General features: G+C 35.3%; 14 protein-coding genes. 5 read left to right on the top strand and 9 right to left on the bottom strand.

What is annotated here, in order from left to right; translation table 11 throughout:
- Positions 1-127: 127 nt before the first annotated feature.
- Positions 128-583, bottom strand: a complete 456-nt coding sequence (locus tag C1638_RS00895; RefSeq protein WP_228427965.1) for a VOC family protein — start codon at positions 581-583, stop codon at positions 128-130.
- Positions 584-695: 112 nt separating this feature from the next.
- On the opposite strand from C1638_RS00895, the gene C1638_RS00890 reads away from it, so the two are divergent.
- The 4 genes from C1638_RS00890 to C1638_RS00875 all read left to right on the top strand — a co-directional run bounded on the left by C1638_RS00890 (position 696) and on the right by C1638_RS00875 (position 4,105).
- The gene (locus C1638_RS00890; protein WP_228427963.1) at positions 696-1,232 is read left to right on the top strand and encodes a hypothetical protein; all 537 of its coding nucleotides are present in this window, start codon (positions 696-698) and stop codon (positions 1,230-1,232) included.
- A gap of 19 nt (positions 1,233-1,251) precedes the next feature.
- Positions 1,252-1,845 carry a hypothetical protein gene (locus tag C1638_RS00885; protein WP_123838303.1) on the top strand — a complete coding sequence of 198 codons (594 nt, stop codon included), beginning with the start codon at positions 1,252-1,254 and terminating at the stop codon, positions 1,843-1,845.
- 247 nt (positions 1,846-2,092) lie between these two features.
- Entirely contained in the window at positions 2,093-2,968 is an 876-nt protein-coding gene (locus C1638_RS00880) for an AraC family transcriptional regulator (protein ID WP_109617340.1), read from the top strand.
- Between the two features lie 102 nt (positions 2,969-3,070).
- Positions 3,071-4,105, top strand: a complete 1,035-nt coding sequence (locus tag C1638_RS00875) for an ABC transporter substrate-binding protein (protein ID WP_109617338.1) — start codon at positions 3,071-3,073, stop codon at positions 4,103-4,105.
- 117 nt (positions 4,106-4,222) lie between these two features.
- Here the strand turns inward: C1638_RS00875 and C1638_RS00870 are convergent, their stop codons facing one another.
- From C1638_RS00870 to C1638_RS00860, 3 genes are all read right to left on the bottom strand, one after another.
- The gene (locus C1638_RS00870) at positions 4,223-4,711 is read right to left on the bottom strand and encodes a DinB family protein (RefSeq protein ID WP_109617336.1); all 489 of its coding nucleotides are present in this window, start codon (positions 4,709-4,711) and stop codon (positions 4,223-4,225) included.
- Between the two features lie 71 nt (positions 4,712-4,782).
- Entirely contained in the window at positions 4,783-5,526 is a 744-nt protein-coding gene (locus C1638_RS00865) for an isocitrate lyase/PEP mutase family protein (protein ID WP_109617334.1), read from the bottom strand.
- Between the two features lie 104 nt (positions 5,527-5,630).
- On the bottom strand, positions 5,631-6,422 hold the full coding sequence (locus C1638_RS00860) for an SDR family NAD(P)-dependent oxidoreductase (protein WP_109619009.1): 792 nt from the start codon (positions 6,420-6,422) through the stop codon (positions 5,631-5,633).
- Between the two features lie 142 nt (positions 6,423-6,564).
- Between C1638_RS00860 and C1638_RS00855 the strand changes: the two genes are divergently transcribed.
- Positions 6,565-7,551, top strand: coding sequence for a GlxA family transcriptional regulator (locus C1638_RS00855; protein WP_109617332.1), 987 nt, complete (start codon positions 6,565-6,567; stop codon positions 7,549-7,551).
- 69 nt (positions 7,552-7,620) lie between these two features.
- On the opposite strand, the gene C1638_RS00850 is transcribed toward C1638_RS00855, so the two are convergent.
- The 5 genes from C1638_RS00850 to msrB form a co-directional block, all read right to left on the bottom strand.
- On the bottom strand, positions 7,621-10,005 hold the full coding sequence (locus tag C1638_RS00850) for a TonB-dependent receptor (RefSeq protein WP_109617330.1): 2,385 nt from the start codon (positions 10,003-10,005) through the stop codon (positions 7,621-7,623).
- A 231-nt stretch (positions 10,006-10,236) separates the two neighbouring features.
- Entirely contained in the window at positions 10,237-11,049 is an 813-nt protein-coding gene (locus C1638_RS00840) for a ferritin-like domain-containing protein (protein WP_109617326.1), read from the bottom strand.
- A 24-nt stretch (positions 11,050-11,073) separates the two neighbouring features.
- Positions 11,074-11,784 (bottom strand): ferritin-like domain-containing protein, encoded by a 711-nt coding sequence (locus C1638_RS00835; protein WP_109619007.1) that lies wholly within the window; start codon positions 11,782-11,784, stop codon positions 11,074-11,076.
- An 81-nt stretch (positions 11,785-11,865) separates the two neighbouring features.
- Entirely contained in the window at positions 11,866-12,435 is a 570-nt protein-coding gene (locus C1638_RS00830; RefSeq protein ID WP_109619005.1) for a fasciclin domain-containing protein, read from the bottom strand.
- A gap of 120 nt (positions 12,436-12,555) precedes the next feature.
- Positions 12,556-13,071 carry a peptide-methionine (R)-S-oxide reductase MsrB gene (gene msrB, locus C1638_RS00825; RefSeq protein ID WP_109617324.1) on the bottom strand — a complete coding sequence of 172 codons (516 nt, stop codon included), beginning with the start codon at positions 13,069-13,071 and terminating at the stop codon, positions 12,556-12,558.
- Positions 13,072-13,108: the final 37 nt, after the last annotated feature.

Below are 13,108 nucleotides of genomic sequence, written 5' to 3'. Positions count from 1 at the left end.
ACAGAAAAGTCATTAGAAGCTCAAATAAGCGGTCTTTTTTCATTCAGTACCTATGCTATCTGACTGATAATAAGGGTGGTGTATTGCGTTTTTGCTTTTTTAAGCTAATAATCGGCATTTGAGATCTTTACATATGAAATACGTTAAATTTATGTCCGTCCGGATCAGCAAAGACAAAGCCGTAATAATTGTTTCCAAAGCTTTCGGGAGGGGAGATGAGCTTTCCACCTGCTTTTTCAACTTCCTCAGCCCATAGATCTGTCTGTTCCTTGCTTTCTGCTGAAAGAGTGAATATAATTTCATTGGCATTTTGAGAATCACCAAATTTCACATTCTTTACATTAGTTTCCAGTATATTTTTTAAAAAGAAATGAATAACAAAATCTTTTTCACCTACGAAAAAGCTTACCAATTCATTAGAACTGTTCGGATTATTGGGCTTAAACCCCAGGTCTGTATAAAACTTCTGTGTACGTTCTAAATTGTCTACTGCCAGATTGGCCCAAATCATTTTAGGTTTCATATCATTACGTTTTTTGGTTAGTATAAAATTACTGTCTTTCTTAGCAATAGAGGTTGCCATGTGACAAGATTTTGTATTTTTAATGAACAGAACAAAAAGATAGCAAATAAAAAGATGAGCGTCGTTATTACGAGTTCAACTTAACATAATATATAGAGAGGATAAACATATAATGATAGAGCTAAGACATGAAATAGAGCCGGATATGGAGACTGCAGAAAAACGATATCCTGAAGTTTTGAGGCTTATTTTAGAATATACAGATCAATGTGATGAAGAGGGAGACGAGGATAATAGTAAATATAAAGTATTGGAAAACAGACTTCATAGCATGACAGGGAAAGATATGTCTCAGTTTAATCTATGGGAATGGTGGGAAGGTGATGGGGCTGAGCATTTGGCTTTTGATATTAGTCTACCTGATCCTCAGATAGTTAATGGGGTCACAAAAGATGAATTGGCAGAAATTGTAAGGCGAGTGCATACTTTTGAAACCCCTGATTCTGAAGATCAATCATTTAAAGCATTGTTTTATAGTTACATATGTTTTGGAAATGGCTATTATTCAAGGTTTTTGAAACTCAACTGTAAGGGATATAATATCAAGCTTTTTCAGTCTCATAAGGATAAAGATGGGAATTATTATGAGTATAGCAAGGAAGAAATAACGGATCGTCTTTGGAATGGCGGAATGATTGGTAAAGAATAATTATAGAGAAAATAATGCAATGACGGGAAATATAATACATAAAATCAATGATTTAGGAGGAAATACAGATGATGTGAGTGTAGATAAAAGTTTTGCTGAAAACTGGCAGAGCATCAGCTTTAATCATTATCTATATGATAAAGACTGGGACGTTTATGGGATTGATGAATTCTATAGCAAGCACAAGGATCTGTATATAAATGATGAGAAGAAATTTTATGAGGATTTGTTGAAGCATTATTTTTCTGATCATGAACTGCCGTACGGTCAATATTTTTTCAGAGATTGGTTTTTTACGCCATTTAAAGAAAGTACGAACGATCAGGAGGAATTTGAGGGACTTATTGAAGAAGATATCGTGCAGAAAGTTGTAAAAGTTTCTAAGCCGGATTTTATCTGCATATTTTACTCATACGGATATCCGGATCATTTTTTTATTTGTACAGCAGATCCTGAGCAATCTAATCCGACGGTTTACAGTACAGACCATGAAATGTATTTTGACGAGATTGAAAACAAAGGAAGTCTAAATGAGTTTCTGGATAGATTTATGACCAAGGATGAGTTCCTATATGTTGTAAAGGAGTATTTAGGCAGTAAGCTGAACAAATAAGAATTTCAGGTAGGATAAGACTCTATTTCGGCAAATTATAATAATCCTATAATTTATATTATGTTAAATTGAATAATGTTGACTATTTATGCACTTTGAAAAACTTCGCTTTAAATGAGCATTATTCTTTACTGTACAAAGACTCATAATCAAGGTGTTATACTGTTGTTAAATGGACAATATTAGGTGTTGATTTGGACAAGCTATTATTATACTTTTGTAAAAAAATTAAATATGATATTCTAGAATGAAGAAATTATCTCAAACAACAGTCTCAGAAGTAATGTTTAAGAAAGAATTTTATCAGCAATTTGAAATAATTGACTTGGCCCAGCTGTATACCAAGAATAAACAGACGATCACAAAAATACATCGGGCAGATTTTTATCATATCATTTGGTTTCGAAAAGGAAATACAGTCCATTTCGTAGATTTTGAAGAAATTAAAATTGAACCTGAGACAATTTTAGTTCTTAATAAGAATGTCATTCATCGTTTTAGTGATAATGAAAATGTTGAAGGAACCGTTATCCTATTTACAGACAGTTTCTTTTCAAAATCAAAAGAAGACGCTGAATACTTACAAAGTAATTTTTTGTTTCATAGTTTGTTTTCGATTTCCAGAATAAGCCTTTGTAAACAGAAAGATGTATTTATTCAATTTTTGGATCTCATGACTCAAGAAGTAAGCTTTCATAATGATAGTTTTCAATCTGAAATCCTTCGTAATCATTTGCATAATACCCTACTCATTATAGAAAGAGGAATGCAGGGTGAGGAAAAGAAATTATTTAAAAGTAAAGCATTGAAAGATGCTTATATGTTCAGTTCCCTACTGGAAAATAATTTTAAATCTGAAAAGACGGTTCATTATTATGCCAAGGAAATAAATATAACCGAAAAAAAACTCATTCAGTCTACCCTACTGATTACCGGAAAAACACCTAAAGATTTAATTATCAATCGGGTTGTACTGGAAGCGCAAAGGCAAATTGTTTTTACCAATAAGAGCATCAAAGAGATTGCTTATGATTTGGGATATGATGAACCAACTAATTTCATTAAGTTTTTTAGAAAGCAGTGCGAAACTACCCCACTCGATTTCAGAAATAAATTTTCTTAGCTTAAAAGTATCATTTATAGGCTGATAATTACCTTTTTATAAGCGTTAAAAGATCCTAACTTCGTAAAAGAAAATCAGAGTTTAACCTAAATATACATAATTATGACCTATCAAAATGAGACAGCAGAATTAGAAGCATTATATGTTTTGGCAAAAGCAGAAACAAAAGTAAATAATAAGCCTTTCTTAGTTTGGGCAGGAGGTGATGCTCCCAATCAACAAGACCAGCTTTACGCTCAATTCAAGGAAAGATTTCCTGGAATTGATATCGAAATTGTTGTCGATTTATCTAAATATCATGATCTGAAAATTTATGAACAATTAAATGATGGATATTTGGAACCGGATGTAGTAATGCTTCAGACAATGAACGATTTTGAAAACTGGACAAAAATGGGGGTGTTGGAACCATTTAAGTCAGAGGGGTTTTCGCATATCAGAGAGGGATATTCTGATCCTGAGGGATATTTTATAGGTGCATTTATCTTTGCTTTCTTACCCCAATATGCTAAAGAAGAAGTTGGATTTATTCCCCAAAATTATAAAGATTTTTTAAACCCTATCTTCAAAGATAAATTAGTATTGACTCCACCACACGACGACGATGCGGTGTTATATGTATTTGATCATATCATCAAAAAGTATGGCATTGAGTTTTTGTATGAATTGAAAAAACAAAATCCAACATTTGTTAGAGGAACTGCCGCTCCGGCCGCTCTGGTTGGGCAGAAGGGTTTCTTAGGAAATATCGTAGGCTATCCAACCTATCCGGATCAACCGTCACAATCTTTTATTCCGGAAGATGATTTTTTCATTACTTGGCCGCAAAGAGCTGCGATGTTTAAACTAACTGAAAATAAAGCAGCAGCAAGATTGTTCCTTGCTTTTTTAGCGAGTCATGAGTTTCAATCTTCGAGAGGCTTTTGGTCAACAAGAACTGATGTTACAGAACTGGGAGGATTAAACCCACTAGATGATTACAAAAATACGGATCCATTAGATTTTATCAGTTGGATGAGAGATCGTAAACATATTCATGAATTGCGTACTACATTCAAAGATATTTTTGGAGAGGTAAAAGGAGTTTCCCCGTTGAAAGATCCTAGTTTATTCAGAGTCTATTATAAAACACTATAAGACCTGATTTTCAATAGAAAACGCGAATAAGAAAAGAGTTTTTCATCTAAAAAAGTAAAAAAGCCTTAGTAAAATCTAAGGCTTTTATTGCTCAATATTATTATTAAAATATACCTTTTAGAAAAACTTCATAGCTTCTTCTGTATAATATTTTTTCAGAAATGCCAGTTGCCCCAAATGATAATTTTCATGCCATACTAAAAATGATAAGTTTCCAAATTTGGTAGGGATTCCCATGGGAGTCACTGACTTAGGCTCCTCAGCAAGTTGTTCTTCGGTAGCTGTTTCAAGAGCTTCACTGATGAGAAGAACCATCTTGCTCCATTCCTCTTTTATATATTCTATCTGGTTAAATTCTATCTCTTCATCATACGGTTTAAAATTTTTAAACAAATCTGTATAGGGGTTTGTTTCATTGGATTTTCCCAACAGGTTCAATATCTCATATCTTCCCCATAAAATATGGTTGGTTAGCCAGTTGACAGGATTATTATGCTCACTCAGACGGTCATTAGTATGCTCATGAGTAATGTTTTCTAAAGCATTTATAAAAAGCTTTTCATTAAGCTTTAAAATATTAGCCAGTCCATTAATAGATGGTATCATAATATGTTTTTTATGGATTATTATAATGTTAAGTTATAGAACAAGATGATAGCGAGTTCCGATTTAAAAATTTAATATAATTTAGATAAAGAGTTTTCTTCTTTTATGGTCTTAACAAGTGAATTTATTTTTTCATAACCTGCAGAATATAATATGCCGGCCATGCTGATTCGCTTCACTCCTATGCTGGCAAGCTCCTCAACAGAGGAAAGGCTGGAAATACCTATAACATTTACAGGCAGCTGTACAGCTTGAATAATTTCTTTAATTGTCTCCAGATCTTTTAAACCAATGACAAATAAACTGTCAGCTCCTGCATCCTTATAAAGTTTTGCTCTATTGATAACAGTTTCTATCGGGTTATCCAGGTTTTGTACAAACACATCTGTCCGTGCATTAATAAATAACTTTTGGTTGGTCTGGGTAAGATATTTTGTGATTGATTTTAGTTTTTTCAGAAAAATATCTTCGCCCTGATTATCTTCAAGATTAATTCCCACTGCTCCTATATCTATAATTTGCTGAATATGTGAATTAAGTACTTCCGGATCATTGGTGTAGCCACGCTCAAGATCAACAGTAAGCGGAATATTAGTGCTTGCCTTAATACGTTTTACGATATAAAATAATTCTTCAAAAGGAATCTGTTCACCATCATTATAGCCTAAAGAGTTTGCAATAGCACCACTTGAAGTTGCTATGGCACTGAACCCTGCTTTTTCAATAATTTGCGCGCTTTTTACATTCCATGCATTAGCTATAAGTAATGGCTGAGCTTGATGGTGTAAGTCATAAAATATTTGATATTGATTCATAATATGGTATTTTAATATTTATTGGTTGATTTATTGATTTTGTTTTCAGAATCAAATACCTCTGAGCGCTGTTTGATATGCCGTGCTCAGAGATATTCAGATTATTAATCTGCAATTGTTCCCATACTCAAATTAACAATAGTACCGGTCATTCCGCTGGCACGGTCTGATGCTACAAATGCTGCGACTTCTGCCATTTCCTGAAGTAATGGTAAACGCTTGCTATGTGTATTCCTTTCTATGATACCTTGAAACTGTTCACGGGTAAGACCATTGGCTTTAGCGTGAAGCCCATATACTTCTTCCATGGTATCACTATCTGCCATACCCTCAGGACGAATGCCTACTGCCCTTACACCTGTAGATCCCAATTCTGCAGAAAGATCCCTGATAAGCGCTTCTTCAGCAGCCATAGCAACAGCTACTCCACCCATATGGGGGATTGCTACCCTTGAGGGACTAGAAGTAACAGTCATAATAACTCCCGATCCATTTGGTCCCATATGTCTTCCCGCTACTCTCGCCGTTAAAAAATTAGACTGTACATGAGATAAAAGAGGAGCCATAAAATCATCAACATCAAGGTCTACCAATGCAACTCCCTGTAATTTTGTATTACGGAGACCCACTGCGTTAAATGAAATGTCAATATTTCCTGATTTTTCGATAACATTATTTAAATGCTCTGTGATTTGAGATTCATTAAGTGCATCAACTTCTGCAACTTCTGCGTAACCACCAGCTGCCTTAATTCTGGCTGCTACAGCCTCCACTTTTGATTTGTTTCGTCCTGTTAAGAATACTTTAGCACCTTCACGGGCAAAAGTTTCTGCAACTGTACTTCCGACCGCTCCGCCGGCTCCATAAATAATGGCAATCTTGTTTGCTAATAACATAATTCTATTTTTTTTTGGTTTAATGCTCATATGAACATGGCAAAGGTATTGTCTATATTTCGTAGTTAAGTGTTGTTAAATAGACAATATTTAGTGTTGATTTGGACATGATATTATTGTATTTTTGCAAGAAAGATTAAGGATGAAACAAGTAACGATTCTTGTTCCTGCAGGAAATGTTAATTTAAGCAGTGTAGTGGGGACATTGGAAATACTGACTGAAGCCAATGAGTATTGGAAGAAAAACGGCAACAGCACAGGGATAGAGATACGATTGGCTGGAGTATTGGAAGAACAGAAACAAAATAGCAGCTTTTATTCTTTTAATCCGGTAGATGTTACTGTGATAAAAAAGCATGATCTGGTAATTATTCCTTCTATTGTTAGTGCCAAGGGTTTTGCTAATTTGATTACAGATAATAAAGTGCTTATTAACTGGATCAAGGAACAGTATAAAGATGGTGCTGAAATAGCGAGTATATGTACCGGAGCATTTTTGCTTGCTGCTACAGGACTATTGGAAAACAAAACCTGCTCTACACATTGGCAGGCTGAAAACGATTTTAGAACACTTTTCCCAAACATTGATCTTCAAATTGATAAACTTATTCTTGCTGGGCAGGGGTTGTATACAAATGGTGGTGCTTTCTCATTTTTAAACTTAATACTGCTTTTAATTGAGAAATATTTTGACAGGCAAACGGCCATTTATTGTTCAAAAGTTTTTCAAATAGATATGAGCCGAGATTTACAATCTCCTTTTGCTATTTTTCAGCCTCAGAAAAATCATGATGATGAATTAGTTGCGAAAGCACAAAGCTATATTGAACAAAACCTCAGTGAAAAGATATCTTTTGAGAAATTAGCGTCTAAACTTGCGGTGAGCCGTCGGAATTTTGACCGTCGTTTCATTAAAGCAACTGGTATTACTCCGGTTGAATATATGCAGCGAGTGAAGATTGAAGCTGCCAAAAGCCTACTCGAAAGAGGTAGAAAAAGTGTTTTTGAAATTATGGATGAAGTGGGTTATAGTGATGAGAGAGCATTTCGGGATGTTTTTAAAAAGAAGACAGGATTATCCCCAACTGACTATAAACTGAGGTTCAATAAAGAATCTAGTCTTTTCTAAGGTTTTCTTTATGTGATAAATTTTATAAATAATAATCCGCTGTTATAATCTCTATAACAGCGGATTATTTTATATGGTTACTTTTACACCAACCGAAATATTAATTCCAGGAAGCGGACTAATAAATTTTAATTGTGAGTTCTGAAGCCTTGCTTCTGAGTTTAGCAGATTATTTCCTACAATATAATACTCCATTTCACCTATATTCAGACTGTTGTCCTTATAAGCAATGCGGGTATTTAGAAGTGAAAATGCAGGCATTGGAAGTTCCGGATTGATATTTTTTCCAAGATATTTTTGCTCTAAATAATGATCCAGTGCAACATTAATACTTAGTTTTTGTAATGTTCCGGTAAGGCTGAAACCAAAACGACTGGTTGGCATATTGGGCATATAATCTCCGTCACTCCACTTTCTTATAGAGCTGTCAGCGGTGCTGATGTTTCTTACCAAATCATAATAACCTCCTATTTCCCACTTTCCAAATTTTTGAAGATCTGCCTTGTAAGCTGCTTCTGCTTCAATTCCGTTGATTTCAGTATCGTCAGAACGCCATTCTTTTACTAAGAAAACTTCTCTGGAAATTCCGGTATGAGCAAGATAAATATAGTTTTTATAAGATGTGTGATACCAATTGGCAGATAATCGGATATTCTTTAGATTAATTCCTCCTCCGATTTCAAATGTTTTTGCCGTTTCTTTATCCAGGCTGTCATCGCCGTTTTCTTCTGTCAGAATTGCAAAATGATTGTTTCCTGCATATAACTCATTGATTTCCGGAGCCCTTTCAGAATGATTATATTGTACTTTCAGGTAAGCTTTTTTAAAAATATTCCATTGAGAAGCAACATGGAATTGATTGAGCGTAAAATCTCGATCAGAAAGTTTTCCACCGGAAAGTCCTCGACTTCGGACATATTTTTGATCTGCATCAGCTCTGCGTTGCACATGATCATTTCTATATCCCAAATCAAATTCGATGCTGTTAAAATCAAGATGCTGCATAGTGAATATTCCAATTTCACGGCTGATATTGTTAGGTAGATATCTTTGAGTTCCGGTGCCTTCCATGCCTCTGTATTGCACTTCAAGTCCTGTGGTTCCGGTAAGAAACTTTAATTTCTTTTGTGCAATTTCAAGTCGGCCATTATGCTGGTTCACCTTAAACTGATTGGTACGATAACGGTCAAGAAGTTCTGCATTGCTAGAAAATACTCCCATATAGTTAAGTTTTATACTGGCAATTGGAAAATTGTTGAATTTATATACAGATTCCAGCATAGCTTTATGAGATAAACTTCTTACATTAATTGGCAGGTATTCTATTTTCTGCTGAGGCTTACCATGAGAATGTACTGGCATTTTAGCAAGCGCATACCCAGGTACTCCAAAGTATGAATATGAATTTTGGTAAGCTCCTCCTGCATAAAATGATTTTCCGATATAACTTGTCCCTACATAAAATGAATTGCTTTCTGAATGACTATTTGGAATGACTCCATCTTTTGTCTGTACATAATCCCTGATACTGTTGACCTCACTTCTATAACGGTCTTTTTCAGGATCTTGTCCGGAAACGAATTGATCATTTTTTGGGTTAGGATAATGCTTCCCGTCTGAAGGATTATAATAGGTTGGACTGAATGTATAAAGATCATCTTCGGACAATTCATAGTCTATCATATGATCTATGGCAAACTGGCTGATGTAAGGAAAAAGACTTTTGTTCAGTACCCGTCTTGAATCAACATCTACTTGGCACAATGACTGCAAAATACTATTGAAGCCCATAAGGCCTGGATCGTAGCATCTGCTGTCTTTTGATTTTCCGGAAATTCTGACAATTTCCTGCTTTTGATTGGCTGCTCCTACCGTCCATACCCAGTTTTTAGCAATGGTGCCTCTCGCTGAAAATGCTTGTTTTTGCCCGCTATTGCTTCCGCCTTCAAGAAGTGCACGGAAGTTTAGGTTTTTAGAAGGCAATTGTCTGGCTATATAATCTGTTTCAATATCAATAGCCCCTCCAATTGCTTTTCCACCATACAAAACTGAAGCAGAGTTTTTGTAAATATTAATGCTTTGTACGTTACCCATTCCTATATCTGTATTGAAGTCTGGGCTTATTCCTGAAAGGTCATTTACTGCGGTTCCATTTTCCAATATTCTTACCCTGTTTCCACTTAAGCTTCGAATGACGGGAGCCCCTGAATTAGGCCCATATCCTGAATTTTGAATGCCTGGAATTTTACTTAATGTTTCACCCAGCGTATTAGACTGAATAAAATCCAGAGTCTTTCTGGAAATGTTTACCGAATTGTGATTCAATTTTCCCTGTACCTGAACAGATTCAATGTCTTTTATTACTTTTTTTTCCGGATCATTTTTTTGTGCTTTTAAGATTGAAGGGCAATAAATAAGAGAACTCCCCATCAAAAAAAACATAGTTTTCTTCATGTGCATATACTTTAATAATCAGGCAAAGCTATATAATTTAATTCTTTAATGCAACTTTGTTGCTTTATTGATTTTGAATATGATTGTTGTTTTAGCAGCACAAATAGATGTAATGGTTTGATTTTTAAACTTATATATATGTTCTGTAGAAAAATAAAAAACCGCCCTTTTCAGAGCGGTGGAAAACTTGATCATGAGGCTTTCTGTAAAACCTCTATTAAACATAATGAACTATACTATAAACAGAGACGCAATTGTCTGTGCATCACTGCCACTTAATATTTCGTCGTACGCAGCAGAACCGGCTGCTGCTCCAAATAAGATACTTGTATTGTAACCTGCTTGGTTAATATTGTCTTCTCCGGCATAGACAGGATTCGTTGCTGATGGCATATTTCCTCCATTGGCAAGCTCAATCCAACCTTTATTGGCTCTCATTCTTCTCACTTGTGAAGCATGTCTTGCTTCTACAGAGTGAATTTGTAATGCTGCCTGAAGGACAACCTTATTGGACATTACGTTTCCAGCCTGCCCTTTATAAGCCCTTACGCCTGTATCTTCAAAAGCCTGAGCCAATACAAGAAATTGGCTGTAATCTGTAAAAGGAGAAAAATTTCCACTGGCTGTAAAATCGAAAGTAGGCTTAGCTCCCGGTGTTGTACCTAAAGAGGTAAGGGTACTTTTCAGAAAATTGACATGGGCTGATTCATGTTTTGAGATCTGCATAAATACTGCTCTGTCTGCATTAGGGATCAGTGCGGGTGTAGATAATCCTATACTGTAGTATTCATTTTCAAGATATTCCAGTACCAGAGCAAGTTGTAAAGCATCTGTTAAGGTGCTTTTTAAAGCAGCTCCTGTTATATTCATTTTTGTTGTTTCGGCTTTGGTAGTTGCCATTAGACTCCCTAACCCAAGTGGTACAGCTGCTATAGCTGCTTTTTTTCCGAATAATGATATATCCGTTATCGTTTCCAGTCTTGAAGCTTCTGTGGTAAAGAATTTATCGTGAGAAAGCTTATCTAGTAATCTAAGAATATTCATAATGTAATTTTTAAGGGTGAATGATTAGTTTATGCCTCTTTCTTTCCAGGTAAAGCGAGTTTTTATAAACCCACCGGCTGCCATTACAATATCTTTTGGCTCTTTAGCAAGATCTAGCCCGTTAGCATCTATAACATCATCTCCTGAAAAATCAGCAGATCCGGGGTTGATTAAATTTCTAATAGCTGAAGCATGTCTGGCTTCCACCGAAACTATTTTGCCAGCAATAACAAGGTATGCAGGATTTGAAATGTATTTTCCTGCCCCGTTGTATGCGGCTACTCCTGTATCTTCCAACGCTTTTGCTGTAGCCAGTACTGAATTTCGATCATTAAAATTTACATTAGGATACTGGAATTCAAGCTTAGGCAGCACGTGATCTGTAGCACCGCTAATGGCTGCCTTGAAAAAGTCACGGTGAATAACTTCATGGTGGTAAAGGTCTGTAAATACTTCTTTTTCAATACTGGAAATACCGGTATAAAAATTATTGACCACTTTCGTATAAAAGTCAGCTTCCAGCTGTTCCAGAGCATATGCATAGTTTAATATACCTACATCACCGGTTCCCAAATCATAGATTTCATCATTTATAATCTGAAAATCATCGTTGTTATCACATCCTACTAAGGTAAGGCCGGCAATGGCTAATCCTACTCCACTCAATTTTAAAAAGTTTCTTCTGCTTGTATCAAGAGTTGCTCCTTGATTAGAAACATGAATCGTTTTTTTCATAATATTAATTTTTAGTGTTAGGTTAATGTTAAGAAGAGAAAACAGCATATTGTGATATGCTGTTTTTTTAATCTCAGGGTATTAAGGCATCAAAACTGTATCAATTACATGAATCACACCGTTAGATTGGTTCACATCAGCGATGGTTACTTTTGCACTGTTTCCTTTAGCGTCTTTTACATACAGATCTTTACCTTTTGTCCAGAACGTAAGGTCTTCACCTTGTACTGTTTTCATCATGCTTTTGCCGTTTCCTGCTTTTACAGCAGCCCATATTTCTTTAGCACTGTATCTTCCAGGCAGAACATGATACGTTAATATGGTGGTTAATGTAGCCTTATTTTCAGGCTTTACAAGGTTTTCTACTGTGCCTTTCGGAAGCTTTGCAAATGCTGCATCCGTGGGAGCCAGCACGGTAAAAGGTCCGGCGCTCTGTAATGTTTCTACAAGTCCTGCAGCTTTTACGGCTGCTACAAGAGTTTTGTGATCTTTAGAATTTACAGCGTTTTCAATAATATTTTTGGATGGGTACATAGGAGCCCCTCCTACCATTACTGTTTTTTCTTTCATCGTTTGTGCTGTTACCTTCCCGCTAAAAGCAAATGATAAAACTACCATTGCTAGAACTGTGAGTTTTGATTGTGTGTTCATTGTGTTGAATTTTTTTTTATTTATTATAGTTAATTGTGCTTTTAATGTCATTTACGAGGTTGGTTCTATTTTAGATTGAAAAAAAATAAAATATTTTATAAATCACTGATTTGGTGGATGTTATTTTTTATTTGAAACAAACTCAAGGCAAATAGAGTTCATGCAAAATCGCTTTCCTGTTGGTTTTGGACCATCATCAAACATATGTCCAAGATGTGAGTCACATCTTCCACATAGAACTTCAGTACGTTCCATATGATGAGAAGTATCTTTTCTGTATCTGACACTGTTTTTACGGATTGGCTGATAAAAAGAAGGCCAGCCGCAGGTTGTGGCAAATTTTGAAGTAGAAAGGAAAAGAGCATTGCCACAAACGGCGCAATAGTACATGCCTTTTTCATCGAATTCATCATACTTTCCGGTAAAAGCTGTTTCTGTGGCTCCTTCTCTTGCAACCTGATAGAGTTCGGGTTTTAAAATTTTTTTCCATTCAGAATTACTTACTTTCAAGGAGTTTTGGGCTGTATGTGAGTAGTACGGATTTGAAGTTTTAAAAAGATGGTTTTGTGCCTTACATACTCCGGCAGATAAAGCAATACAGAAGATGAATATTGCTTTTGATGTTATATTTTTCATATTTACTATTTTTTAATTATTTCCCAATAATCATGTA

The organism is Chryseobacterium oncorhynchi, assembly GCF_002899895.1.
GTDB classification, from domain to species: Bacteria; Bacteroidota; Bacteroidia; order Flavobacteriales; family Weeksellaceae; genus Chryseobacterium; species Chryseobacterium oncorhynchi.
This window is presented reverse-complemented; position numbering and strand designations above follow the sequence as displayed.

Excerpts from the sequence above, each read along its gene's own strand:
- C1638_RS00895 (WP_228427965.1), bottom strand. The coding sequence starts at position 583 with ATGGCAACCTCTATTGCTAAGAAAGACAGTAATTTTATACTAACCAAA.
- C1638_RS00890 (WP_228427963.1), top strand. The coding sequence starts at position 696 with ATGATAGAGCTAAGACATGAAATAGAGCCGGATATGGAGACTGCAGAA.
- C1638_RS00885 (WP_123838303.1), top strand. The coding sequence starts at position 1,252 with ATGACGGGAAATATAATACATAAAATCAATGATTTAGGAGGAAATACA.
- C1638_RS00880 (WP_109617340.1), top strand. The coding sequence starts at position 2,093 with ATGAAGAAATTATCTCAAACAACAGTCTCAGAAGTAATGTTTAAGAAA.
- C1638_RS00875 (WP_109617338.1), top strand. The coding sequence starts at position 3,071 with ATGACCTATCAAAATGAGACAGCAGAATTAGAAGCATTATATGTTTTG.
- C1638_RS00870 (WP_109617336.1), bottom strand. The coding sequence starts at position 4,711 with ATGATACCATCTATTAATGGACTGGCTAATATTTTAAAGCTTAATGAA.
- C1638_RS00865 (WP_109617334.1), bottom strand. The coding sequence starts at position 5,526 with ATGAATCAATATCAAATATTTTATGACTTACACCATCAAGCTCAGCCA.
- C1638_RS00860 (WP_109619009.1), bottom strand. The coding sequence starts at position 6,422 with ATGTTATTAGCAAACAAGATTGCCATTATTTATGGAGCCGGCGGAGCG.
- C1638_RS00855 (WP_109617332.1), top strand. The coding sequence starts at position 6,565 with ATGAAACAAGTAACGATTCTTGTTCCTGCAGGAAATGTTAATTTAAGC.
- C1638_RS00850 (WP_109617330.1), bottom strand. The coding sequence starts at position 10,005 with ATGAAGAAAACTATGTTTTTTTTGATGGGGAGTTCTCTTATTTATTGC.
- C1638_RS00840 (WP_109617326.1), bottom strand. The coding sequence starts at position 11,049 with ATGAATATTCTTAGATTACTAGATAAGCTTTCTCACGATAAATTCTTT.
- C1638_RS00835 (WP_109619007.1), bottom strand. The coding sequence starts at position 11,784 with ATGAAAAAAACGATTCATGTTTCTAATCAAGGAGCAACTCTTGATACA.
- C1638_RS00830 (WP_109619005.1), bottom strand. The coding sequence starts at position 12,435 with ATGAACACACAATCAAAACTCACAGTTCTAGCAATGGTAGTTTTATCA.
- msrB (WP_109617324.1), bottom strand. The coding sequence starts at position 13,071 with ATGAAAAATATAACATCAAAAGCAATATTCATCTTCTGTATTGCTTTA.